The 25425-nt window shown below is 53.5% G+C and carries 21 protein-coding genes; 6 read left to right on the forward strand and 15 right to left on the reverse strand.

Annotated features, from left to right (window positions below):
- Nucleotides 1-81 precede the first annotated feature (81 nt).
- Together RBH33_RS13750 and glpK are read left to right on the forward strand one after the other, a co-directional pair.
- Nucleotides 82-510: a CBS domain-containing protein gene (locus RBH33_RS13750; protein ID WP_306732784.1), complete on the forward strand. Its 429-nt coding sequence runs from the start codon at nucleotides 82-84 to the stop codon at nucleotides 508-510.
- 246 nt (nucleotides 511-756) lie between these two features.
- The gene (glpK, locus tag RBH33_RS13755; protein ID WP_306732785.1) at nucleotides 757-2238 is read left to right on the forward strand and encodes a glycerol kinase GlpK; all 1482 of its coding nucleotides are present in this window, start codon (nucleotides 757-759) and stop codon (nucleotides 2236-2238) included.
- A gap of 358 nt (nucleotides 2239-2596) precedes the next feature.
- Here the strand turns inward: glpK and RBH33_RS13760 are convergent, their stop codons facing one another.
- On the reverse strand, nucleotides 2597-3622 hold the full coding sequence (locus RBH33_RS13760; protein WP_306732786.1) for an AI-2E family transporter: 1026 nt from the start codon (nucleotides 3620-3622) through the stop codon (nucleotides 2597-2599).
- 125 nt (nucleotides 3623-3747) lie between these two features.
- Between RBH33_RS13760 and RBH33_RS13765 the strand changes: the two genes are divergently transcribed.
- Nucleotides 3748-4152: a DUF427 domain-containing protein gene (locus RBH33_RS13765; protein WP_306732787.1), complete on the forward strand. Its 405-nt coding sequence runs from the start codon at nucleotides 3748-3750 to the stop codon at nucleotides 4150-4152.
- A gap of 13 nt (nucleotides 4153-4165) precedes the next feature.
- Here RBH33_RS13765 and rnk read toward each other — a convergent pair whose 3' ends face one another.
- Both rnk and RBH33_RS13775 read right to left on the reverse strand, forming a co-directional pair.
- Nucleotides 4166-4540, reverse strand: a complete 375-nt coding sequence (rnk, locus tag RBH33_RS13770; RefSeq protein ID WP_306732788.1) for a nucleoside diphosphate kinase regulator — start codon at nucleotides 4538-4540, stop codon at nucleotides 4166-4168.
- Between the two features lie 369 nt (nucleotides 4541-4909).
- Complete coding sequence (locus tag RBH33_RS13775) at nucleotides 4910-7207, reverse strand: TonB-dependent receptor (protein WP_306732789.1); 2298 nt, start codon at nucleotides 7205-7207, stop codon at nucleotides 4910-4912.
- A 204-nt stretch (nucleotides 7208-7411) separates the two neighbouring features.
- On the opposite strand from RBH33_RS13775, the gene RBH33_RS13780 reads away from it, so the two are divergent.
- Nucleotides 7412-9910, forward strand: a complete 2499-nt coding sequence (locus RBH33_RS13780) for a heavy metal translocating P-type ATPase (protein WP_306732790.1) — start codon at nucleotides 7412-7414, stop codon at nucleotides 9908-9910.
- A 51-nt stretch (nucleotides 9911-9961) separates the two neighbouring features.
- The gene (locus tag RBH33_RS13785) at nucleotides 9962-10627 is read left to right on the forward strand and encodes an SOS response-associated peptidase family protein (RefSeq protein WP_306732791.1); all 666 of its coding nucleotides are present in this window, start codon (nucleotides 9962-9964) and stop codon (nucleotides 10625-10627) included.
- Nucleotides 10628-10646: 19 nt separating this feature from the next.
- On the opposite strand, the gene RBH33_RS13790 is transcribed toward RBH33_RS13785, so the two are convergent.
- The 10 genes from RBH33_RS13790 to RBH33_RS13835 all read right to left on the reverse strand — a co-directional run bounded on the left by RBH33_RS13790 (nucleotide 10647) and on the right by RBH33_RS13835 (nucleotide 22093).
- Nucleotides 10647-11225 (reverse strand): protein tyrosine phosphatase family protein, encoded by a 579-nt coding sequence (locus RBH33_RS13790; RefSeq protein ID WP_306732792.1) that lies wholly within the window; start codon nucleotides 11223-11225, stop codon nucleotides 10647-10649.
- 165 nt (nucleotides 11226-11390) lie between these two features.
- The gene (locus tag RBH33_RS13795; protein ID WP_306732793.1) at nucleotides 11391-11687 is read right to left on the reverse strand and encodes a type II toxin-antitoxin system RelE/ParE family toxin; all 297 of its coding nucleotides are present in this window, start codon (nucleotides 11685-11687) and stop codon (nucleotides 11391-11393) included.
- The gene (locus RBH33_RS13800; RefSeq protein WP_306732794.1) at nucleotides 11668-11916 is read right to left on the reverse strand and encodes a CopG family ribbon-helix-helix protein; all 249 of its coding nucleotides are present in this window, start codon (nucleotides 11914-11916) and stop codon (nucleotides 11668-11670) included. Before RBH33_RS13800 ends, RBH33_RS13795 begins: the two co-directional genes overlap by 20 nt.
- A 305-nt stretch (nucleotides 11917-12221) precedes the next feature.
- Nucleotides 12222-13697 (reverse strand): hypothetical protein, encoded by a 1476-nt coding sequence (locus RBH33_RS13805; RefSeq protein ID WP_306732795.1) that lies wholly within the window; start codon nucleotides 13695-13697, stop codon nucleotides 12222-12224.
- A 174-nt stretch (nucleotides 13698-13871) separates the two neighbouring features.
- A complete protein-coding gene (locus RBH33_RS13810) occupies nucleotides 13872-17123 on the reverse strand; it encodes a type I restriction endonuclease subunit R (RefSeq protein ID WP_306732796.1) in 3252 nt (1083 codons plus the stop codon).
- A 67-nt stretch (nucleotides 17124-17190) separates the two neighbouring features.
- Nucleotides 17191-18570, reverse strand: a complete 1380-nt coding sequence (locus RBH33_RS13815; RefSeq protein WP_306732797.1) for a restriction endonuclease subunit S — start codon at nucleotides 18568-18570, stop codon at nucleotides 17191-17193.
- Nucleotides 18560-20212 carry a type I restriction-modification system subunit M gene (locus RBH33_RS13820; RefSeq protein WP_306732798.1) on the reverse strand — a complete coding sequence of 551 codons (1653 nt, stop codon included), beginning with the start codon at nucleotides 20210-20212 and terminating at the stop codon, nucleotides 18560-18562. The genes RBH33_RS13815 and RBH33_RS13820 overlap by 11 nt, the downstream gene beginning before the upstream one ends.
- A gap of 318 nt (nucleotides 20213-20530) precedes the next feature.
- On the reverse strand, nucleotides 20531-20980 hold the full coding sequence (locus tag RBH33_RS13825; RefSeq protein ID WP_306732799.1) for a YchJ family protein: 450 nt from the start codon (nucleotides 20978-20980) through the stop codon (nucleotides 20531-20533).
- 25 nt (nucleotides 20981-21005) lie between these two features.
- A complete protein-coding gene (locus RBH33_RS13830) occupies nucleotides 21006-21695 on the reverse strand; it encodes an RES family NAD+ phosphorylase (protein ID WP_306732800.1) in 690 nt (229 codons plus the stop codon).
- Nucleotides 21692-22093 carry an antitoxin Xre-like helix-turn-helix domain-containing protein gene (locus RBH33_RS13835; protein ID WP_306732801.1) on the reverse strand — a complete coding sequence of 134 codons (402 nt, stop codon included), beginning with the start codon at nucleotides 22091-22093 and terminating at the stop codon, nucleotides 21692-21694. The genes RBH33_RS13830 and RBH33_RS13835 overlap by 4 nt, the downstream gene beginning before the upstream one ends.
- Before the next feature lie 262 nt (nucleotides 22094-22355).
- On the opposite strand from RBH33_RS13835, the gene RBH33_RS13840 reads away from it, so the two are divergent.
- A complete protein-coding gene (locus RBH33_RS13840) occupies nucleotides 22356-24107 on the forward strand; it encodes a DUF4153 domain-containing protein (RefSeq protein ID WP_306732802.1) in 1752 nt (583 codons plus the stop codon).
- 102 nt (nucleotides 24108-24209) lie between these two features.
- Here the strand turns inward: RBH33_RS13840 and RBH33_RS13845 are convergent, their stop codons facing one another.
- A complete protein-coding gene (locus tag RBH33_RS13845; RefSeq protein ID WP_306732803.1) occupies nucleotides 24210-25025 on the reverse strand; it encodes a hypothetical protein in 816 nt (271 codons plus the stop codon).
- 39 nt (nucleotides 25026-25064) lie between these two features.
- Nucleotides 25065-25265, reverse strand: coding sequence for a hypothetical protein (locus tag RBH33_RS13850; protein ID WP_306732804.1), 201 nt, complete (start codon nucleotides 25263-25265; stop codon nucleotides 25065-25067).
- Between the last annotated feature and the right edge of the window lie 160 nt (nucleotides 25266-25425).

Genomic DNA, 25425 nt, shown 5'->3' on the forward strand with positions numbered 1-25425 from the left:
AACTTTTTGTAAGCTGGCATGCCAGAGTACTGTAGCCCCTTCACAAGATGCAGGTTCCCACCGCGATTAAGGAGAAGAGCTATGCAAGTCAAAGAGCTGATGACCGAGAGACCGGAATATATAGACGCCAATACCAGTATTCGCGATGCGGCCATGCGGATGATGGAAGAAGGCCGTGGCTTTGCTCCTGTCGCCGAGGGCGAAAAATTGGTTGGCATAGTAACGGATCGGGATATCGCGACCCGTGCCATGGTGAATGGAAAAACCCCGGACGACAAAGTCAGTACCGTCATGACCGCACAGGTCCTTTTCTGTTATGAGGATGAGGACATTAACGACATTTTGGCAAACATGCACCAGCAACACGTCCAGCGTTTGGTGGTGCTAAACAACGAAGAGAGCAAAGACTTTGTCGGCGTTGTCAGCCTGAGCGACATCGCTGAGCATTGTGGCGAAAAAGACTTCGATACCATGAAACGCATCACCGATTGTTGCCGCGAATACCACTGATCCGTTCGGCCGCGCTCTGCGCGGCCAACCTCCTCATTCCTCCCTTTGCATTCGTTAAGCCCTGCTTTATAGTTTTAGGGGTACGGCGAGCCGTCGTCCCCACGCTCGTCATTCCCGTGAAAGCGGGGATCCATATATTCTTTTAAAAACAATTGTTTACGATACATTGTGAAGAAACCACATTAAACAATTGTTCAGTGAGTTGCCGACAATACCGCACCCGACTGACTTTAAGGAAAGCGTCCTATGAGCCAATACATCCTCACCATTGACCAGGGCACCACCTCCAGCCGCGCCATCCTCTATACCCCGGACATGAAGGTAGTGGCGAGCGGGCAAGAGGAGTTTAAACAGCACTACCCGGACAATGGATGGGTTGAGCACGATCCAGAGGACATTTGGCAAACGGTGCTCCGCAGCTGCAAAAAAGCCATGGTAAAAGCCGGGGCAAGCGCCAGCGACGTACAGGGGATTGGCATCACCAATCAGCGCGAAACCACGGTAGTGTGGGACAAGCACAGCGGCGAGCCTGTTTGCCGGGCCATTGTTTGGCAGGATCGGCGCACCTCGGACATCTGCCGGGAGTTGCAAGAGCAGGGGCTTCTCTCCAAATTTCACAACAGCACCGGCTTGCGACTCGACCCCTACTTTTCCGGCACCAAACTCAAATGGATTCTGGATAACGTCAAAGGCGCCCGCGAGCGGGCTGAAAAAGGTGATTTGCTGTTTGGCACAGTGGATACTTTTTTGCTCTGGCGTTTCAGCAAAGGACAGGTGCACGCCACGGACGCAACCAACGCCTCGCGCACCCTGATGTTCAACATTCACAAGCAGGAGTGGGACCAGGAGCTGCTGGAAATCCTTGGCGTTCCGGCCAGCATGTTGCCGGAAGTAAAGGACAACGCTGCGGAATTTGGCCAATGCGACGCCGAATGGTTGGGCCGTGACATTCCCATTTGCAGCATGATTGGTGATCAGCATTCAGCCCTGGTGGGTCAAGCGTGTTTTAAACCCGGCATGATCAAAAGCACCTACGGTACCGGTTGTTTTGCGGTGGTGAACACGGGCGACGAGATACGAGTGAGTGAAAACAACCTACTGACCACCGTGGGTTATCGTTTGCAGGGAAAAACCACCTACGCGTTGGAAGGCAGCATTTTCATGGCTGGAGCCATTATTCAATGGTTGCGCGACAGTTTGGGGCTGTTGGAAAAATCTTCCGATGCAGAGAAGCTGGCGGAATCCGTGCCGCACGATCAATCAGAGATCATGGTCCCCGCCTTCACCGGGCTAGGAGCGCCTTATTGGGATCCTGACGCGCGCGCGGCAATCTTCGGTATGACCCGCGATACCGGTGCTAAGCAGCTAGTGGCCGCCGCAATCCACAGCGTGGCACTGCAGACGGAAGATCTCCTGCGAGCTATGGTGAAAGACGGCATTGAAGTAAAAACCTTGCGCGTTGACGGCGGCATGGTAAAAAACCGCTGGTTCCTCCAAGCGCTTGCGTCCATTACAGCGGTTGAAACTGTCACCAGCAATACAGCGGAAGCCACCGCGCAAGGTGCGACCATGCTGGCCGCGTTGCAGTTGGGGCATTACGACAGTTTGGAAGCAATGGAAAAATTGTGGGAAGCCAAAGAGCAGTACCAGCCCAAGCTGGAAGAGTCTAAGCGCGAAGACTTGTACCAGCGCTGGCAGTCAGCTGTGGCTAAGGTTCGATCTGAATAAGGGTTGGTAACGGATTCCTGCTTTCGCGCATTGCTGTCCGGAATAGTTTTGAGTTGATGTCGGAGGTCGCCTCCGTTGCCGCAACTAAGGCATTCTTGTCTTTGAGTTTGAGAAAAGAATGCCATAGCCTGAGGCTACTGGGGGCGTGCAGGGTGAGTGTTCAGCAAGCCTCAAAAGAGGGACCTTTCGGCCGGCGCTCCGGTGAGGCAGTCCCCATGGACGACTCGCAGGGAAGCGAGGAGTGTCACGAAGCGCCGGGAGCGCGTAGGGACTGGGTTTACGACGTTTGCTGAACACTCACCCTGCGCGCCCCCGAGGGCTAGCTTACGAAGCACTCTAATTCGATTTCCCATGTAGACTAACGCCGTTTAGCTTTATCGCTCAACAAAATCCCCAACCACTGAGTCTGCGCACTGGACTCCAGCGCCAGCTTGACGATCATGGTGAGCAGGATCGATAAGAGCATACCCACCGGACCAAACACCCAGCCCCAAATTAACAAGGAAATCAGTACGACGATCGGAGACAGGCCAAGCGTTTGGCCCATCAGGCGTGGTTCAATAATGCTCCCGATCAGCACATTGGGCACCAGGTAAATGATTACCACGATGACCGCCTCGCTGAAGCCCAAGCCGAGTAGGGCGATCAACACCGCCGGTACCGCCGCAATGATCGAACCGATGGTGGGAATAAAATTCAACAAGCCGGCCAGAATGCCCCACAGAATCGCAAAATCCACACCCACAATCGACAACCCGGTGCCGATGATAGCGCCCGTGATGATACTGGTGGTGGTTTTGACAGCGAGATACCGGTTCACAGAGCGCAGAAAATGACGCGTCCGCACTTGGGCGCGCCGTTTGCTCGGAAAGGCTGCTTTGAATTTATCTGGCAGGGTGCGCTCTTCCAGAAGAATAAACATAAACGCTAGCAAGACGAAAAATAAATACGCCGTAAACTGCCCAACACCCCTGGCCAACATGCGCGCAACTTCGGTAATCGTGGCCGTATCGACCATAAATCCTTGCGGAATAAACTCCTGGGGGACGCCTCGCGCCTGGGCGTAGCTTTGTATTCCCGCAATCATCGCGGCCATGCGTTCTTGATACAAAGGCGCTTGCAATGCCAAATCTTCCACGGCGCTGCGAATCGCCAAAAACAACAAAAAGAAGCTCAGGCCCACACCCACAAACAGCACCAGTAGAGCCACGGCCGCCGGCAGGCCCTTGCGCCGCATCCAGGTCAGGGGCGGAATACAAATAATGGCCATAAACGAGGCTAACAAAAACGGCGTAATTATGTGGCTAATGGATCGCAACCCGGCGAGGATGATAACCACCGCCGCAGCGCCAAAAAGCCACAGCCAAGCGTTGTTGTTTTGCATTGAATACCTTTCCCCAATGTGAAGCCGGGCAGCGCCGGTGTGCGGGGATTGTAACAAATAATGCGCCTGACGGAAGAATCGCCCAAAGGGAACCCAGCCAACCTGTACTGAGTCCCAGAACCTATATGACAGGAGGCACCATAAGCCGATCACCTGGCCACCAAAAGTGGCCTCAGCATCGTGTTGAAGAAGAACCCATTTCCCGCTGCGTGCAGGTGGAGGCGCTGGGCGAGTTGATTGCTGAATCCACGAGAGCCATTCAAGTGCGCGAAGACCGGCAACCCGTTCGCTACTACATCCCTAATGAGGATGTTCGGTTGGATAAGCTAGAGGAATCCGGTACCACGACCCGCTGCCCGTTCAAGAGCAGGGCGCGCTATTACAATTTGCACTTGAATGGGGGCGTGCGGGAAGATGCGGCTTGGAGTTACGACGCGCCCTACGAAGAGCACGCCAAGCTCCAGGGTTGTATCGCCTTTCATGATGAATTGCCGGCCTTGCGTGTTACGCTCAAAGACGCTTCCCGCTAGCCGGCTTGATGAATTAGGCCTCAATCGAATCAAGCCGCACGAGCGTTGTCTTTTGGCCGTTCACCGGCCACTCAATCTCTTGGCCGACCGAAAGTCCGATCAGCGCACTGCCCACCGGCGTAAGGACTGAAAGCGTATCGTCACCTGTGGTTTCGTGGGGGTACACGAGCCTGTAAGTAAACGTTCTATTGGTCGATAAAATTGTAAAAGTGACTTTAGAATGCATGGTCACAACATTCGGCGGCACTTGCTCGCGTTCTACAATAGCCGCGCGCTCCAACTCATCCATCAGCCTTTCAGACGCCGGACTATCCGGCATAGATTCCAGCAGAGCGTACAGGCGCGCATAATCATCGGATGACACTGTGACTTCGGGCTTCGCCAACATAAATATTTCCTCTTACTAAATACGTTACATAGGTTAAAAACAATGCTTGACGTGATACGGAAATTTCCGGCTCGACGTGGCCTTGGCACTGTTATGGGTTTTTTCTGAACATTTAGCGGGAGCGCTGGGGCGATTAAGGAAAGCCCCTAATCGCCCCTAGAAAAGAAAGGCGCGAACGACGAACGCCCGACCGTAACTCGGGAGAGAAAGATTGTTGAATTTAACGAAGAAAGTACGCATGCCTATTTTATAGCACGAACCAGGCAGGGTAGCCAGAGCCTTTTTTCCGCCAGTAGCGCAAATAAGTAACAGAGGAGCTCGGTAGCCAGCCAGCTCGCTAGATAATACTTTAGAGCCAATTCAACATACCTAAAGTCGGTAAGCCAGACTCAGGTACAAAGTACGCCCGGGCCAGGGATGTGCCACATAAGTAATTTCATTGGTGACGTTGTCCACACCGAAACTGGCGCGCAGATTGTCCGTTAAAGTGTAGTTGGTTCGAAGGCCAATCCGGGTGTAGGCATCTTGGGCTCCGTAAACGTCCCGAATGGTGTCGTCATTCTGAATTCGGCCGTAGGAATTGCTCGCATACTGTAGGCTGATACCCGCATTCCAATCTTCCGTTAGGTGGTAGGTGGCCAATAGATTGGTACGCCACTTTGGCATACGCGGGTACCTATTACCTTCCCAATCGGGGTTGCTGGCGTTTTCTGTAATCTCCGCGTGGGTATAGGCCACGTTAAAACGCACATCCAAGTTGGACAGAAACATGCCGTACTGGTTGGCGATAAACTCGATGCCGTGAACCTGCGTTTCATCCAGAGGCACAAAGGTGTTTACCGAAACACCGTCGTTCGGGCCGCCAACAATCGTTGTGCTTTGAGATTCGATGGCATTTTTCACGGTTTCCTGAAAGAGATTGAGGCGTAGATAGCCGCCGGAGATGGTTTTGTCGAACATCAAGTTATGGTGGAGGCCTTTTTCGGCCTCCAGGTCTGGATTGGCTTCATTGATGCGGTTGTACGCCTGGTACTGGCGGAACAGCTCTTCCACAATGGGAAAGCGGTAGGCTCTGGCGACCGAGTATCGAACCAGCCAGGAATCCGCCGGGCGGTAACCAACGGAGAGCTTCGGAGATAGCTTGGCGTCGTCAGAACGCGGCGCTGTCACCAAGTCCAATTCTTGCGTAGTCGTGTTGTACTCGCTGTAGTAACCGTCACGACTCTGGAATTCTTCGTAGCGTAGCCCGAAAGATGCGTCCCACTGGCGCGAAATAGCCCAGTTCGCCTGGCTGAACAGGGCGTTGATTTCGGTTTGCCCGCCGAAGCGGCTTCTAAAGGCACCGCGTTCGTACGCTAAATAGTCCGGCGAGTCGTATACGTCCAAGTTGAGCCGGTAACTTTCATGGCGCACACCGCTGACCAGCTCCAGTCCCTCCAGCCCTAAGTCTTGCACCGTCATCTTAATCTCTGCGGTTTGCCAACCGCTGTCATCATAGGCGGATATCTGCCCCTCGCTAGTGTGATTGGCGTCTTCGAGGTGGAATAGGGAAGTGCGCTCTACATCTTTAAGGATATCGAAGTGATTAAGGTTGGTCTCCAGGCGCACTCGCTCAGTCAGTGCGCCCTTCAAGCGCAGTCCAAGTGATAGAGTGTCTCGGTTGAGTTTACTTTCGCTTAAGTTGGAAGAATCGAAAGAAAACCGGTAACCGTCCTGTAGCAGATCGTTGCCAGACCAAACGGTGTTGCCCTGAGCATCGGTAATGTATGAATTGGGGAGGGCGCTGGATCGGCGGTCTTCGAACGCGGCGTTAAAGAGCGTTTGCCACTGCCCGAAATCGTAAGCGAGCTTAAATTTTACGTTATCGGTGCTGGTGTTGACCGAGCCACTATCGCCGTACCACAGCTGTTCGCGGGCGCGTGTATCCAATCCATGAATGCCGCCTTCAACCGTACTTGCGCCACTCGTGGGGATTGGGTTGGCGCCAAGAAAGTTTTGTGGCTGAGACTCATTTTCCAGGCGGTTGTAGGATAGGTAATAGCTCAGATTGCCGACTTTGTCTCCATAAGAAACAAAACCTTTATGGCCATTCAAGTGATCGTCGAAGGCGTAATCTGAAAATTGTTGGCTAAAAAACGTGCCTTCAGCGTAAAACTCACGCTTCTGCGGAATACCGGTTTCAATAAGCACCACACCGCCCATGGCGTTGCCGCTGTACTCGGCGGAGAAGGGCCCATAGAGCACCTCAACCCGCTCGATCTCACTGGCGGACACCATGGTCCAGCGGGGCGCGCCGCTCCAGCGAGACTGAAGCAAATAGTGCAGGGGGACGCCATCCGCGAAGACCATAGCGCGGGAGGTTTGAAACATGTTGGAACCGCGCATACCCAGAGTGCCATTGGCGTCGCCAATAAAGCGCCGACGAATAACTAGACTAGGTTCATACTTCACCAGATCTTCGGTGGTGGTGGCATTGATGGCCTGCATGTCCTCAGGAAGCAGGACGCTGGTGGGAGTGTTGTAGCCAGCCTCATGGACGGACTGAGCCGTACCCCATACGTGGACTTCTTCCAACAACCGGTCAGGCCGGAAATCGTGATCGGCCTTAACGACGGATGCTCCCCCTGCAACGATGACCAGCACTACCAGAAACGCCGGAACCCGCATTCAATTCCCCTACCTGAACTTCAATGAAAACTCTGGGACCAATAGACATTTCGTCTCATGTCGCCGCATTGTCGCACTGTTTAGGCCAGCGCGGGAGTCACCCAGAGGGGTTATGCCGCGATGCTTGATATAAGTCAATATAAAGTCGGGGTGGTAAGGTACTGTATAGGTACTCGAACAGGCAGACACGTTTAGGGAAAAGCCATGAACGAATCCACAGACACCACCACAACGGTTACTGCGACTCTGATCGTTCCGGGGATGGGCTCTAACCATTGCGCGGGGATCGTCAGCGACTCCTTAAACCGGGTCTCCGGTGTGCACGAAGTGCGGCCGAACGTCACCACGCACAAAGTGGAAGTCGATTACGACGCGAACCAAGTCTCGACGCAGATGATTAAAGGCGCCGTAGAAAAAGCGGGCTATGACGTTGATGACGTGACTTCAAGTAATACGTCCGTGGTTCGCCTGGTCGTGCCGGGTATGGGCTCCGATCACTGCGCGGGTATCGTGGCCGGCTCGATCCGACGCCTGTCGGGCGTGAAAGATGTACAAACGAACATTGCGGCGCACCGTGTCACGGTTGAGTCCGAAGGGGTCGCGCCAGAAAAAATCAAGACCGCGGTCGAGCGTGCCGGTTATGACGTGGACTCGGTGGAAACGGGGTCCGGATCCTCTTCCGATTCCCAATCTGAAGAGCGTTACCTAAAGCAGGCCAAGAAGCGCTTGTGGATAGCCGCTGTCCCGACCACGGTTATCATGCTGATTATGATGCCGCACATGTTTTGGCAGCCTATCCCCGGGTATTTGGCCATTGTCGCGGTGCTGGCCTTCCCCGTGGTGTTTTTATACGGAGGTTGGGCCACTCACAAGTCCGCTTGGCGCTCGCTCACCAACCGTACGGCCAACATGGATGTGCTTATCTCCATGGGGAGCTTACCGCCTTACTTTATTGGTCTGGCCGGTTTTGTTTTTCCCATGACGTCGTTTATGGAAATGGCGGCGACCATCATGACCTTCCATATCCTCGGACGCTACTTGGAAACAAAAGCCAAGGGTCGGGCATCCCAGGCTATTAAACGTTTGCTAACCATGGGCGCGAAGACCGCGCGCGTAGAACGCAACGGCGAAGAAACCGAAGTCGCCGTCTCGGACTTGGCGGTAGGGGACGTGATGGTTGTGCGCCCCGGCGACAAAATTCCAACCGACGGTGAAGTGATAGAGGGCACCAGTCACGTGGACGAGTCCATTGCCACCGGGGAGTCCACGCCCGTTGAAAAAGGCGTTGGTGATACTGTACTTGGCGCAACGGTGAACAAGGAAGGGCGACTCAAAGTACGCGCACAACGTGTGGGTTCGGATACGTTTTTATCGCAAGTCATTCGACTCGTGGAGCAGGCCCAGGGCTCCAAAGTTCCCATTCAGGAATACGCTGACCGGGTAACCGGCCGCTTTGTCCCGGCCGTTATTGTGATCGCCTTTGCGGCGTTTCTAGGCTGGGTTCTTTTCAGCGATCAGCTTCGTCCAATACTCGAATGGGGTGCGAATTTCCTGCCATGGGTTGACCCGGGTGTGAGCACGCCCGTGGCGGCCATTCTGGCGGCCGTAGCGGTATTGGTTATCGCCTGTCCGTGTGCTTTGGGTTTAGCGACGCCTACCGCGCTTATGGTGGGCTCCGGTCTGGGCGCAGAGCGCGGTGTACTCATTCGCTCCGGCGAAGCCATACAAAGCCTGAAAGACATTAAAGTCGTCGTGCTGGATAAAACCGGTACCATCACTCTCGGGCAACCGGTGTTGACGGATGTGGTAGCCGCAAAAGGCTATGAAGAAAATTCGGTTTTGGAGCTGGCCGCTGCGGTAGAAAACGCATCCGAGCATCCACTCGCGAGAGCCATTGTGGACGGCGCTAGGGACAAAGGTCTTCCCATCGCCGATGTTTCTGACTTCCGCTCAGTGACCGCCAGAGGCGTAGAAGGCGTGGTCGATGGAAAGAAAATACTGATTGGCAACCGACGCTTGCTCAGTGAATCGGGCGTTGAGGTGGAAGGGCTGGACGCCGAACTCGAACGGCTGGAAGGTCAAGGCAGAACCGCCGTTTTGGTTGGCCATGAGGGCAGGGCAATCGGAATTGTCGCCGTGGCCGATGCGGTGAAGCCCGACTCTAAAAATGCCATCGCTATGATGCACGATCTCGGCCTGCACGTGGTCATGGTGACCGGCGACAACGAGCGGGCAGCCAAAGCCGTCGCCGCCGAAGTTGGCATTGACGAAGTCATGGCAGGCGTTCTGCCGGAAGGTAAAGTGGATGCCGTGCGTGAACTTCAAAAAACTCACGGGCCTCATGTGGCTATGGTGGGTGATGGTATTAACGACGCCCCGGCACTTAAACAGGCGGATGTGGGCATTGCCATCGGTGCCGGCGCCGACGTAGCCATTGAAGCGGCCGAAGTAACTTTGGTGAGCGGAGAACTGTCAAAAGTGGTCGCCGCCATAAATCTCTCCCGTGCCACGTACCGAAAGATCGTGCAGAACTTGTACTGGGCCTCGGGCTATAACGCGGCCGCCATACCCGTGGCAGCTTTCGGTCTACTGCACCCAATGGTGGGTGTGGTGGCTATGACGGCAAGCTCGCTGTCCGTTATCGGTAATTCCATTTTGCTTAAACGCGCACGGATTGAGGAAACGAAACCCCAGTCTTCTTAGCCCTAGCGCCGAAAGGTTTCGATTATGTTGCACAACAAGAGGTAGCGCGGTATGTGCGGATACATCGGCAACGTCCACCAAGCGCCTGGGGTCATTGACCTCATGAATGAGCTGGGTATCACGCTCCCGCTGCCGTATTTTCAGTCCTACCAGTTGCGCATCCACCCGGCGTTAATCACAGCCGGGGAGGGCGGCTATCACTTGTCCAATGCGATGTGGTGGTACGCCATGAAAAAAGTGGGAGGTAACTGGGTGCCGGACACCGACATCACCAGCTTTAACGCAAGAAACCTGGCCAGCAGAATGTGGAAACCAGCCATTGAATCCCGCCGGGGATTAATCTTTGGAACTGAAGTAGGGGAGTCCAAAGGCAAAGATCGGTATCTCATGCGCTCTCAAATGGGACTCGCCGTAGGTACCGTGTATCAGGATTGGCATGCGCCAGGTGTAGAGCCCATTCGCTCAATGGCCGTAATCACCCGCCCTCCGCACCCACGATTTTCCCAGTATCACGACAAATCCATCCCACACTTTTTACCCATGGACGCCGAGGCCATCAAAACATGGTTGGATCCAAGAGTGGGTAGCGATCACCCGGAGATTCGCGAGCTGCTGGAAACGCCCAAAATCCACACACCACTCTCAGTGACCAAAGTAAAAAGCTTTGTCCGCGCAGAGCCCCTGGGCGAGCCAGAGGAGTTGGCGGCTGATGAGTAGTCCCGGGTTGTGGGGCCGATCAAAACCCAAAACGCTCCCGCACCGTTGATTCAAGCCCGGGCTGTAAGCCGATCGTGCGGGCCTCTTGAAAGGCAACTTCAACAGGCACGCCCATATCAATGCGGTAGCGAGCCCATAAAGCGCCGACACGATTAGCGCTGGCGCAGTGAACCATAACCGGGTGGTTCTCTGGATCGGCAAGAATCGCTTTGAACCGTTCCAGTACCGTGTCGCCCGGGCCCTCGGCGGTAACGGACAAGTTGTAGTAATCGATACCTGCCTCGCGCGCCCACTGAGTGTGAGTTTCTACGCCTTCACCCGGAGTGAGCAGGCTGACAACGGACTTAAATCCATGGCCTTTAAACGTCTCCATGGCGCCTTCCTGGATCATACCGCCTGCACCGACCGAGGGCGCAGCACGGGAGTAGTTCTCAACGTGTGTCATTTCCTGGCCGTAAGGTGCCAGGGTTCTGTCACCTGAAACGACAAACGGCAGCATGGCATCTTCATGCAGGACGTTACTGTCGGAAGTCGCTGAAACCGCAAAAAGGCCCGTCGTGGCCAGCAGGAGTAGCTTTAAAGTAGGTATAGCGCGCATAGAAAATGTCCTTCAGGATAATCTCGTGTCAAAGACCAAGATACCATAGCGTAATGGTAACTTTCCTCCCCAGGGCGCACCGGATGAGTAAGCGAATGGACGAGTCCCGCGCACTGAATCAGCCCGAATGGTGGGGATCTAGTAAATCGGGCGGCTTTATCCTTGTCAGTCCGCGGTTGGCCATTGCTGCGCGTCGTGCAATACACGCAAGATTTGCAGTTGATTCAGGGGGGAGTGGTGCCGGTACACCAGGATAAACGGCAGTCCGTCGATCACCAGTTCACGTGTGCCTTTGAGTCGGCCAAGTCGGCCAGCGCCGGGATGCTCCGGCAAGATGAGATGAGCCGTGTCGATCACTTTCAGTACCACGTCGATGGCGACACTGGGGCTGTTTTCCCTGGCGATATAAGCTTCTATTTTATCGAGGTCGGCGCCGGCCAGATCAGTCCATTTGAGCTGCACGCTTAGCCTCCCACTTGGCCTTCACATCCTCATGATCCAGTAACCGACCTTCATCTGCCGCTTTCACGCCTTTCTCCACCTCGCGGATGAACCATTCTTCCCGCTCTACGTACTGCTTGATGGCCTCGGCCATCAGCCAAGCGCGGGGGCGATCCATAGCGTCAGCCATCTGGCCAATTCGACTCAAAGTCTCATCGTCGAGTCTGACAGAGGTTGCTTTTAAGGGCATCGAGGTTCTCCGAGGTTCTTTGCGAACCTAAATTATAGCCGGTTTAATCCTGATCGTCTTCTTGGTTTTCCTTGAGCTTGTGGATCGTCACGTAAGTGTAGATCTCGGTGATCGAGACTTGGCTGTGATACATCCGCGAGGTGGTTCCATTTTATTGCTATACGCGCCCTGGAGCTCAACCGGCAGGGGCGCGTGAAGAACCACAAAAGATTGAATACCCGCGTAAAACGGACGCCCAACCCAATCAGACCATTAAACCAGACTGCGCATAATGTATATTATGTTAAATTGTGTTGGTGGGCCGCTTACTCTTCAGAGGCCTTCCTTCCCGCAAGCGCCTCTTTAATTTTCATCGGCAACGACCCGTCCTCTCTGCTATCTACATTCTTACCGTGCTTTCCTCCATCCATCGCGTCAGCCGGATTACGTGTTAGCAGCTCGTAGAATGTAGTCCCGGCAATAGCCCCTGACATCTCTGGGGCCTGTTGCTTGAAACCTTCGACTGACGCTGCCATGTTGTACTTATAGACATAATGCTCTCGTAAACGAAATAACGATGCATGGCGGCGGCTTGCGAACGCTACAAACAAAATCCCTGGGAGTAAGATCGAGGCTCTAGCAACTAACTGACCAACTATGCTTCCAAAGCCATTTGACTCACTCTCGTATACCGACCCACCAAACGTTACTCCTGGTATTATGTACAAGATCATAGGTATTGAAAGTAGGAACAACGCTACAATCGATATATAGAAAACTCGCCGAGCTTCAGTTAGCTCTATATTCAATTTGTCCCTGGTGGCTCCAAAGGAAGCGGCTAGGCCGGCCACTGTTGCGTTGGCCAACATGCTTGACGCTTGGGTATTTTTATCGGTTATCTGCTCCTCAATTAAAGAGATTTCTTTCAGAATTCTTTCTTGCTCGGCTTGTCCTGTGCGAAGGCTTTTTTGGTGGGCTTCAATATTTGAACGAAACTCTTCGAATTTCTCTTGAAAAGAGCTTACCTCTTGCTCTAATCCGCGCGCAGTAGAACAAGTGGATCTAATTTCTTGTGCCGCTTCAGATAATGACTCTTTCTCGTCTGTAAAATGCTTTCGTACCTCAATGCAAGACTGATATAGCTTAGATAACTCTTCCTCAAACCCCTGAGTTTTCTTGCTAGAGTTTTCAGCGCGATCTAAAGATTCTTGTATGCTAGCCTCATGAATCTCAACGCTTTTCAGGTATTCCCGGGAATGGTTTTCAGCGCTTTGTATGCCGCTAATCAAGGCGTCAAGGTCAACAGATTGCGCCTTCGAACCAGAGACCTCTTGAAGTTGGGAGCTCCTTGTGAATGCCTCATCAAGGTGACGCGCAACCACCACGAATTTTTCTACAAAGTTAATCGGCCGCTGTCGGCTCGCCTGTTGTGGATTATGGAGGGTGCCCTGAAAAGTGTCAGAGTCGAGTGTACGCATCGGTTTACGTACAAGCTCTACCAGTTCCCCAACGGCAGTAGCACTCTTGTCTATCGAGTCAATTAGCCGGCGGATAGTCATGGGGGGCGCAAGCAATAAGGACTTGGTAGAAATCTTTGTAAGTTCGGATACTCTGGCGTATAGAACTTTGACATATACATTTAGATCATCGATTGATATGTTCAGTTCGGGGACTGGCGACGTTGTATCGAACTTAGACCCGTCGTTTGCTTCAGTAGTAGATATAGCGTTAATTAAATCATGCCATCTCTCATGAAGTTGTTCGGCAATCTGGGCAGCTTTTGCCAATTGTGTATCATCCATATCTGCTCTCTTATGTATGTTTTTAGATCAAATCTGCCAATTAGCTCGACCAGGAAGCGAGGGAAAAATTCTAACCGAATAGAAATCAAAAAGTGGGGGGAATAAGAGGCCCTTTATACGGGCTGAGTCTAAGTCGATTTCTGGATTTTTCTGGGTATGAACTTTCTTCATTTACTACTCTACTTTTATACCTCTGTACGCCTTAAAATTCTCCGCCTGCTCAAATATTTCCTTATACACCTCATCCCGATCAATCGGCGGATAGCCGTATTCGTCCAGCAGGACGATTAAGTCGGCTTTTAGCTCGTACTTGATGTCGTCCCGCTTGCTCCAGTCCATATATTTGGCTTTGTCGTCCACCACGGCTTTTACGGCTTTGGCCAGGTCTTTGAGCTTTTCATCGGGGTAGCTGAAGTCATATTTGTGCATTAGGCTGTTGAGGATGTCGTAGAAGGCTTTTTCTTCCAGGTCGATATCGAGGTCAGCGTAGGAACCGATTTCGGTTTTGAGTTGTTGGATCAGGTCCATGTAGCGGTCGATAATGTTATCGACAAAGTCGTCGGCAACTTCGCCTCGGTAAATGTTGGCATCGTCGCGTTCGTTGTACTTTTCCACCAGGGATTGAAGCTGTTTGGAAAAGTCGATGCCTTTGGCTCGGTTGACTTTGCGGAAGTCGGATATTGCTTTGGTGAGTAGCTGCTGTAATAGCTTGATTTTGGTGTTGGGCAGTTTGATCTTTTCGATGCGGGACAGATAGTCGTCATCGAACAGGTCCACTTCCCCATCGCCGCCCTCCCCCATTTTAATGATCTCCTCTACCCCGTCGGCTTTTAGGGCTTCGGTAATCATTTCGCGCACGCGAGCGTTCATTTGGGCGGTATCGGGTGCGTCGCCCTTGGTGAGTTTGGCCACTATGGAGCGTACGGCCAGGTAGAAGTGCACATAGTCGCGCTCGGAGTTGGTTAGCAGTTCGCTGCCGCTGCATATGTCGTAGGCCGCTTTCATGCGCTTAACTAAGTGCATAAAGCGCTTTTCCAGCTCTTGAGTAAGCTGGACGAACTCGGAGGCCATGTTGAGGCAGTGCAGTTGCTCAACGGGTGTACCGGTGAAAAAGGGTTTGGAATCAAATTTGTGGAAGAGCTTATGGAGCAAGTCCAGGTGGTCTTTGACTACGATGGCGGATTGTTCGATTTCTTCAAAGTTTTGGCTGTCCGCCTTATTGTAGTGAGCCAGGGCCAGGTTCATCTGCTTCTTGATGCCGATGTAATCCACCACCAAGCCCTTGGTTTTACCCTCCAACTTGCGATTAACGCGAGAAATGGTCTGAATCAAGTTGTGGCGCTGGATGGGTTTGTCGATGTACATGGTGTCCAGCATGGGTACGTCGAAGCCGGTTAGCCACATATCGACCACTATGGCGATTTTGAAGTTGGATTTCGGCTTTTTGTACTGGCGGTCCAGTTCCTTTCGGTATTCCTTAGTGCCCAGTAGATTGTACAACGCGTCGTCGTCATCCTTTCCGCGAGTTGCCACCAGGTTCATTCGGGCCATGGGTTTGATTTCTTTCTGTTCCTGGTCGGTGAGCGCACTGCCCTCCTCGCAGGCTTTGATTTCCGTCCATTCCGGCTTTAGTGCGGCCACTTCCTGATAAAGCTGCCAGGCAATCTGCCGGTTGGCGCACACGAACATGGCTTTTCCGCACAGTGTGGAGCCTTCGCTTACGCGGGTTTCATAGTGCTGCACAAAGTCTTCGGCCACGGCACGAATGCGGTCCGGGTCGCCGAGGATCATGCCCATATTGGCGCTGGCTTTTTTGCTCTCCTCGATGGCGTACTCGCTGGCGCCCTCTTCCGCGCACTGCTCGTAGTACTCCTCGATTTCTTTGAGCTTGCTGTTGTCCAGCGCTACTTTGGCGGCCCTGCCCTCGTACACGATGGGAACGGTAATTTCGTCCTTTACGGATTCGGTCATAGTGTAGCTGTCTACCACATCACCGAATACATCCAGGGTGGCATCGATGGGCGTGCCGGTGAAACCTACGTAGGTGGCATTGGGTAAGGAGTCGTGTAGGTATTTGGCAAAGCCGTAGGTGCGGCGCACGCCGTGCTTTTCACTCCAGGTGACTTTCTGGTCCAGGTTCACCTGGCTGCGGTGAGCTTCATCGGAAATGCAGATCACGTTGGAACGCTCGGTGAGCAGCTCCGTATCTTCGGTGAATTTATGGATGGTGGTCAGGAATACCCCGCCGCTTTTGCGCCCCTGTAACAGCTCCCGCAGGTGCTCACGGCTTTGCACGCTCATAACATGCTGATCACCAATGTAGCGCTTGGCGATTACAAACTGTTCGGAAAGCTGGCTATCCAAGTCCGTGCGGTCGGTGATCACCACAATGGTTGGGCTTTCCAGTGCCACGCTGCGCATGAGAAGGCGGGTGAGGAACAGCATGGTGTAGCTTTTACCACAGCCGGTCGCACCAAAGTAAGTGCCGCCCTTGCCGTCCCCTTCCGGGCGACGATGCTGGATAATATTGTCGTAGAGCCTGGTGGCAGCGTAATACTGGGGGTAGCGACAGAGGATTTTCTCCTCTCTGTGGGACTTGTCCGGAAAGTGGATAAAGTGCCGGATGACTTCCAGCAGGCGATGCGGGTCAAACAGCCCTTGCAGCAAGGTGTGGAGCGAATCGATGCCTTTGACTTCGGCGTTCTCATGCTTTTCGATACGACGCCAAGCGTAGTAGAACTCATAGGGCGCGAAGAAGGAGCCCATTTTGCTGTTAGCGCCGTCGCTGATCACGCAGAAGGCGTTGTATTTGAATAGCTCAGGAATATCCCGCTTATAGCGAGTGGTGAGCTGAACGTAGGCCTCGTGAACGTTTACCTCTTCCCGTGTAGCGCTCTTGAATTCGAACACCACCAGCGGCAGGCCGTTGATATAAAGAATGGCATCGGGGATGCGCTTCTCGGTGCCGACGATCTCCAGTTGGTTGACGACCTTGATGATATTACCGCTGCTCTTATAGCCCGCTTTGGGTTCGCGGACCGAGGCATCGACGCTCTCCAATTCCTCATCCGGCGGCTGCCGTACTTCGGGTAGTTGGCTGTAGTCGACTAGCTGTATATAGAGGTCTTTTTTCTTGTGGTCTTCCCTTTTCAGCACAAAGCCGTCGCTCACCAGCTTCATAATGGCTTTGTTGCTGTCGTAGAGGTCAGCGGCGGAATAGTTGTTGAGCTTTTGGGTGATCGAGCGGATTTCGCCAGCGGTGATGCCGTCGGGGGTATAGCGCTTGCGGAGGTAGGTTTCCAGGTCTTCCCGGATCAATACATCTTCGGGCGCGCGCTCAATGGTTGCGCCCGGCACATAGGGATAGCCCTGCTGGCCCAGCAGGTCGATGATGGCTTGCTCCAGCTTTTCCTCGTTAAAAGCCACTACTCTTAGTCCTTATACATCCTGTTTGCCTAGTTTGGCACATAAGTTCGGTTTTTCCACCCCCTAGCTACGCCATAGCGTCTAACAGCTCCTTTTCAGCTGTGGGTATGCGGAGTTCGCCGGAGAGGATTTTGGGAAGAAGAGCATCCCGAGTACCAGCTAACTTTTTGCACTCTGCTACACCTGAATACCCTTTCTTCCACATCGGGGATACCGCAGCTTCGAATTGTTCTGCCACGTTACGTGGAGGCTTCGCGATTTCATAAGCAAGCATATCTTTGGCGCTAGCTCGCGGCATTCTAGTACCTGTGGAACAGGAATTCGCATGTGCAATAAAATCTTCTCTATACGCTGTCAGGGCCATAAAAGATCGATAAGCAGAATCCTTGGCTCTAAAAACAAGAATATCCGTAGAGCAGATACCGCTTGAGCCCGCCAAAACAACCTTGTGGAAGTAGGGCCTCAACTTTCCAAACAGCAAGTCTCCGCTTTTAAATTTTGACTTATTACTTTCGACATCTGACCCAATTCCACTTCTCTCGAGAAATAAGCGTTTCCGACCAATATGTTCAAGTCCAACATAAGTTTCTTTCGAGCCAATCTCTGATGCAGCTACGTTTTCTCTTACATGCGGGGCGACGCTGCCAAAGGGCTCCACGCTCCACCCCTCCGGAATCCACCCCAATTCCTCGGTGAACTGAAAACGGCTGGGGAAAAGTTGACGGATGTTGTCAGGGAGTGTGTGGGGCAGTTTGCTATTGCTAGCGCCCTGCTCCCGCAGTGCGCAGCGGGCGGCGGCTTTCGCGGCCAGGGGTTCCGGTATTTTATTGCCTGCGGCCAGGGCGTTGTCGATCACCGGGTCGAAGTCCACGAACCAGCTTTTGAAGAGCGCCTTGGCCATCGATTCGAGGGTTTGGTTGGTTTGGCGGTTGAGAAAAATTTTGGTATTCAGAGCGCTGAAGAGTTCAGTTACTCGCTTTTGCTCACTGAGTGATGGAACAGGAATTTCTAATGCCTGGACCACAGAAGTTGGTAGAACCCCTGTCCCGTGTCCGGCTTCCTCCACGAGCGCCAATATCTCTGAACTTTTCGCTTTCAATGCATAAACCAAAAAACTAGGGTCAATATCTGGTTTAGCAACTAACGCTTTCACATCCTGGTTGAACGATACTGGGCGAGTAGTAATTCCTAGCCGGAACTCGCTTTTAAGACTCATTCCTCGAACCACGAACATTATAGCTCCCGTAGGCGCAAGTCTAGTCCCGTTTCCCAGCGCTAGTTCTGTCACTTTATCTTCTGAGTCATTTATATAAAAGTCATGTAAACTTTTAGCACTAATCCATGGAATATCACCGCCCCAGAACTCGGGCCTGCTTTTTCTGGGAGTTCCGCCTGAATACCAAGTAGCACAATCTTTTAGCGGTCTTAATGTCCATTCACCCCCCATAACCCAACACCTCTAAGTTCTCCCGAATCACCGCATCTAGTTTCTGCGATTCTTCCATCTGCTGGTACAGAGTTTTGGTCAGTTCGGCCATCTTGGTTTCAAAAGGAATGCCGTCGTTTTCGGCTTCGGCGGCGCCGACGTAGCGGCCGGGTGTGAGGACGTAGTCGTTGGCTTTGATGTCGTCCAGTGTGGTGGCTTTGCAGAAGCCGGGGATGTCTTCGTAGTTTTCTGGATTCCCGCTTTCGCGGGAATGACGGGAGGAGTCGCGGGAATGACGAGGAGCTTGGACCGGCTCGCCGCGCCAGGCGTGGTAGGTGTTGGCGATGGTGGCGATGTCTTCGGGTGTTAATTCTTTGTGAACGCGGCTGATCATGCTGCCCATGTTGCGGGCGTCGATGAATAGAGTTTCGCCCTCGCGGTCGCGGAAGTGTTTGCGGCCGTCGGTGAAGGTTTGTGCTTTTTTGTTTTTGGTGAGGAACCAAAGGCACACGGGAATTTGGGTGGTGTAGAACAACTGGCCCGGGAGCGCGATCATGCAGTCCACCAGGTCGTTCTCTATAATCTTCTGACGAATCTTACCTTCGCCGCTGGTGTTGGAGGACATGGAGCCGTTGGCCAGTACAAAACCGGCGATGCCGTTCTCGCTGAGCTTGGACACCATGTGCAGTATCCAGGCGTAGTTGGCATTGCCGGTGGGTGGAACGTCGTAACCGGCCCAGCGGGCGTCATCGGTGAGTTCGTTATCGGCCCGCCACTGTTTTTGATTGAAGGGCGGATTGGCCATGATGAAGTCCGCCTTCAAGTCCTGGTGTTGGTCCTTAAAGAAGGTATCCGCCGGGACTTCACCCAGATTGCCGGCAATGCCGCGAATGGCCAGGTTCATTTTGGCCAGCTTGTAGGTGGTGCCGGTGTATTCCTGACCGTAGATGGAGATGTCTTTCTGATTGCCGGAGTGGTTTTCCACAAACTTAACCGACTGAACGAACATGCCGCCGCTGCCACAGCAAGGGTCATAAATTTTGCCTTTGTAGGGCTCAATCATTTCCGCAATCAAGTTAACGATGCATTTGGGCGTATAAAATTCGCCCCCGCCCTTGCCTTCGGCGGCTGCGAATTTACCCAGGAAGTATTCGTAGACGCGGCCCACCACGTCCGTCTGGGCGTCGGCCCCAGTGCCGCTGTTATCGATAGTCTCGATGTTGTTGATGGTGTCGATCAGCGCGGACAGTTTGCTGGGGTCCAGTCCCAGGCGGGAGAAGTAGTTGTCCGGCAAGGCGCCTTTGAGCTGTTTGTTGTTCTTCTCCACCGTGCTGAGCGCGGTATCCACCCGCAGGGCGATATCGTCTTGCTTGGCGTGCTGTACCAGGGTGGACCAGCGGGCATCCTCTGGAAGGTAGAAGACGTTGCGCATGGCGTAGAATTCAACCTTATTCGTGTACTTGCCCTTGCCCTCGTCGATCAGCTCCTGCTTCCGCGCCTCGAACTTGTCGCTGGCGAACTTGAGGAAGATCAGGCTCAGCACCACGTGCTTGTATTCGGAGGATTCAACGGTACCGCGCAGTTTGTTGGCGGTATCCCAGAGGGTTTCTTCAAAGCCTTTGGTGTTTTTCGATTCTTTGGTCTTGGTAGCTTTCTTGGCCATTACTGCTTGTCCCCGGGGCCAGGAGATGCGAAGGCTCCCAGCTTATTATTTACTTTAAAATTCGATCATATCTTATTGATAATTATGGATTTCACTGAGTTCTTTCGAGCTCTGGAGAATATCTACGCTGAGGTGATACCCCCGCAAAAAATGGAGGCCCGATTATGCATTATCTGGTGCCAGATATCATGTTTATCGGGGTATTTGGTCACATGGAGACTTATTCCGGCAATTGCGGATCTATCGGGCCTCGAGGACCGGGAAGGGATTCTTGATGGCAAGACTATGGTTCCTGGGCCAGTACCTGGAGGATCACCCTCACCCACAACACCGCTTGAACTTACGCCCACTGCCACACAGGCAGCTATCGTTCCGCGCCGGTTTGATGCTTTCGTCCTGGGTTTCGCCGCTGACATAGAACCAGCGCTCGGACTCTCGTACAAACGTTGAGCGTTCTTCCAGAAAGCGCCATTGGTTGCCAGCGCGGTAATACGCTCTGAAATGGACATGGCCTTGGTCACCGATAGCGTCACTGGCGAGTATCGACAGCCCCACCCAGTCTGGGCTGTCGGTCAAATCCAGGGCTTTGGGCCGAGTCGACGAATGCCAGGTGGCTGTCAGGTAATCTGCCCGGTTTTGTACAAAGGCGCTAAACCGGGAGCGCATCAGCGCTTCCGGTGTGGGTGCCGGTTCTCCCGCATGGTAACGGCCGCAGCAGCGTTCATAGGTTTTTTGGCTGCCGCAGGGGCATATCTGGGAGTCTTTCATACATCAGCTTCCGGGTCACAGTTCGCTAGCTCTCTTGCAGTGTAATCTTGCTGGCACTGGAAATGGAGCTGCCATTCCAGATGAACTCATAGTGAGCAGCCTGGACTACGCGGCGGACGCCACTCGGTGTGAACAGTCCCCAGCATGTGGCCCCCGGGTCCCGTACAGATCGGTAGGCCAGGCCTTGGTCTCCCGCTTTTTTGAGTTTGGTGCCCAGAGTACGGCTTTCGGTATAGTCCTCGGGATCGTAGATAGGGTGGTCGAGGGACAGCTTTGTCGCATCAGTCATAGGGGTAGCCGCAAATGAACAGCGCAAGCCGCGAAATACCAAGCGGTCGTACTTCAGCCCCTCTACCCCGGCGAGATAGCGCCCCTGGTGATAGCGCACTTCTTTGATGGCCGTTTCCATGGATTCCGCCAGATAGAGTACGCCGAACTGGCCGTCGCTGAAGCGGCTGCCTTCCGGGTTAACGTGGGTGAATGGCGCCACGGCGTAGGAGCAGCCGCTAATGCCCCAGGGGATGTCGGTACGCGGAATCAGGTTTAGATCCCCCGCCTGGGTTAGCAGGCGGGGATTGGTGCGGGCTTGCAGTTGGTACAGTGCGTCGAAGTCCTCGGCGCTGGCGACATCCTCGAACAGGTCAATGGGCGGGTAGCGCGAGCTGACCAGGCGGTAGGCCTTAGGTTGGTCGATGGTGATTTTCGGCAGCTTCACCACTGCCCTCCTCTGAGCCCGTCAATCCGCTTGAAGGTTTCGTACAGGGCCGCAAAGGAGCCGGTACTGATGATATCCAGCGGCGCAGCGCCGTTGAAGAACGGATTGTGGTTCTTCATGGACATGAAGCCGTACCGGTTTTCGGGGTTTTCAAACACCATGCCCAGGCTGGCGTGCATGTTGAGCAGATAGCTTATCCGCTCCAGTTGATCAGCGCTGAGTCGCGCGCTCGCCGGGTTGTCGCGGTATTTGTAGAAGGTGGCGCGGGGCAGGCTCAGAATGGCCTGCTGCTGGTCATTGTCACAGCCCCACTTCTCCAGAATGTTGAAGGCGGCGGCCAAGCCGGCTCCCGCCATGCGGGCTTTGTCGGCCTGCTGCTTTAGCTTCGCTTGCGCCATGGTTTCCTCGCGTTTGTCTAAACTGATCCTTATGTCCAATTGTAGACTTTAATAGCTATTAAGTCCATATTTGGACTTATCTGGTATTGAGGACTGGGTTTCAAAGTCACTCTCACCGGACAGCATCTGTGTTTGTTCGATTGCATCTAAGTCGACTACAATCGAGAGCGGTGACGCAATGCATTGGAGTTTGTGAGCTCCAACGCATGTGCGCAGCCAGGTGTGTAGTTTTGATAATAAATAAGAACACACGGATCAATATATGATTAACTCCCTGTCCAAGGAAAACCGGCTGGCACTGATTATTCTCGCCATCGTTCAGTCAATTCTGTTGCTTCTGCTGCATAAATCCATCAATCACACCGTTTGGCCCGCGACTTCACCCCAATGGCTTTACGCGCTGTATACCGTTGCGATTGGTTTACCGTTGTTTTTGTATCTTGGCGCAACGCATTGGAAGGAGAAGGCAAACGGCATTACCGCCGTGATTTTGGGGGGAGTGCTGTTCTGGCTAGGGTGGCACGCCGGTTGGCTGAGTGCACCGCTGCTGGAAGATACCAATTACCGCTATCATGGGGGTACCTATTCCCTAAGCTGCGGCCTGTTCGTCGCTCTGTTTATTCTGGCTTTTTTCTTCCGCACCTGGCGCGAGCACGGCCGGTTGGAATATTCGGGCCTGCTGGAAAACTCCTGGCGTAACGCCCTGACTCTTGCCTTTCTCGCGCTGTTCATTCTGGTGTTTTGGCTGCTGTTGTTCTTGTGGGCAATGCTGTTTGGTGTAATCGGCATCGAGTTTTTTATCGACCTGTTTATAGAGCCGGAGTTTATCTATCCCGTCACCGGCTTGGTGGTCGGTTGGGGGCTGGGGCTGATTCGCGGGCGCGAGAGCTTAATCGCCACCGTGCGTAATTTATGCGAAGCCCTTACCCGAGCTCTCCTGCCACTGGTGGCGCTGATCCTGATACTGTTTCTGGCCGCCCTGCCCTTTACCGGCCTCACGCCTTTGTGGGATACGGGGTTTTCAGCGGCTCTGATGCTCTGGCTTGCAGCCATTTTGCTTTATTTTTTTAATGCGGTGACCGCAGAGCACGAGCAGCCTTTCGGTAAGTCTCCTTACCTGCGCAGACTGCTCATTGTTGCCCTGCTCTTGCTACCCATTACCGTGCTGCTGGCGGGCTGGTCTTTGGGCCTGCGCATTGATCAATACGGGATTACCCTTGGCCGACTTCGGGGCGGGCTTGTCCTGTTGTTTGTCGGCCTGTTCAGCTTCGGCTACGCGGCCCTGATACTGCTTGACCGAGGGCTGGTCCTCTCTCGCTTCCGTCGCTGGAACATTCTAGTAGGAGGGGCTTTAGCGCTGGTACTGATTCTGATCCATACGCCGGTATTGGACCTCCATAAGTGGTCCGCACAGAGCCAGGTTGCGCGCTTAGAGAGCGGCACCACTAACCCTGAAGATTTTGATGCGCTTTATTTGCGCTTCAATCTGGGAGCCTACGGTACCAATGCCTTAAGGTCTTTGCAGGCGGATGAATGGGTTGCGGATAACACTGAACTTAAAGAAAACATCGATAACGCACTTACAGCCACCACCCGGTGGCGTCGGCAGGTACCAGCACAGCAAAACGACATTGAATGGCGCAGAGCGCAATTTCAGCTGTTACCCGGTACGGAGCTCAGCGATGAATTTCTTGAGGGGTTGGATCCAGAACAGCAGAATTGCCTGAGCGGACAGGCTCACTGCGTGCTGGGGGATATTGAGCATCGGAACAACCGCTATCGCGTGACCACGACCAGCCGGCCTTACATGCACCAAGCTCCGGCCTGGCAGTGGCGCAACGAGCAATGGCAGTTTATCGGTCAAGTCCGCCGCTTCGGTTGCAAAAGCGATGAGGCCACTGTGGATCTGGAGCAACCCTTCTCTCTTGTCGAAAGCGAATTTTTCCTATTTCGCAATGGCTCCTGCTTGTTCCAGTTGCAGCCATCGGAATCCCATGTCAGGGGTTTTCTCTGAGCGGTTTCCCACCTGGTACACGCCAGGTGGGCTTCGCGGATTACCACACCCCAACCCGGCGGGCGACGCCGCCGGGCGACAAATCGGGCGGAATCCTGTTATTTATTGATCCACCACTGAATACTCTATCGCGACAGCCCGCAGCGTTACCGGCTTATCATATGTTTCAGGGTTCGAACTGGAATCGGCGCCTGTACGCTGCAGTATTATTTCCCACAAATCCCCTTGCAATATGGAAGCGGGGATGGTGAAGGATTGCTCATAAAGCGTAGTCGTCCCGGAAACAGGAACGTGGTCACTGGAGATGCTAGCCGAGTCAAAGGGGACTAGCTCGCCATGGCTCAAGGACATCGGGCGTATGAAAAACGAGGCGTAGCCGGACTTTTCGGTTGTGGTGCTGAACCATACGCTGAATGTGACGTCGCCTCCGTCATAGTCCGTGGGCTTCGGCGTTGCCCAAACTGCCGAGCTGGAGAAAACCGGCTCCCACCTTAGGCCCCGGGAGACACGCTGAAATACATCGCCCTCTCGATTCGAATTAATACTGAGGCCCTGAGCGGACATGCTGATCACGCGGGTATCGACGGGTACGGTTTTAGCGCAACCGAGCGTGCCGTCGGCTTTTATGCCGGTTACAGATTCACCGGCCGGACAATCATCCGAAATGAGTGGTTGCAAGCCGGACAACTCGGTGTTGATATCAGAAATATCGGATTCCAGCGTCTGGACCTGTGCATCCGTGCTATTAATAGCCGAGCGCAATATAGAAAAGTTGCTGTTAACCTCGGTAGCTAGGGCTGTCGTACCACCCGAAAACTCTATCAGATCGCCGTTGGCTACTTTATCGGCCCAAGCCGCTGAAAAAGTCAGCGATAATACAACTGCCGACATGCCTGCTAAAAACTGTGTGCGCTTCATAATTGAAATTCCCCTATCTACTCTTATTACCATGCAGCCTTACTGCCACTGGCCTTCGTCCCACTCCATCTCGTCCCAGGCGCTGGAAGTCTCCACCTGCCCGTTACCGCTACCGTTGTCGTTGTCGACATTGCCGCCGGGGTCACCACCTCCCCCGCCTCCGCAAGCGGATAAGAAAACCATGGCCACCAGTAATGGCGACATGGCCAATAATCGGATGGGTTGCTTTTGGCTGCTCATGATTGATCATCCCGGCCTGAGTGAATTTGGGTGTCAATCAGTATCATGTTGTTTTTATCGCCAGCGGGCCATAGTGCAAATGCACTAGTGCGAATGGCGCAAGTTTCCCAATTATGGTACGTTGCCTTGACGTGTCAGAATTTAATCCAGAATAAATGCC

It is taken from the genome of Marinimicrobium hydrolyticum (assembly GCF_030848505.1).
Taxonomy (GTDB): Bacteria; Pseudomonadota; Gammaproteobacteria; order Pseudomonadales; family Cellvibrionaceae; genus JAVDDU01.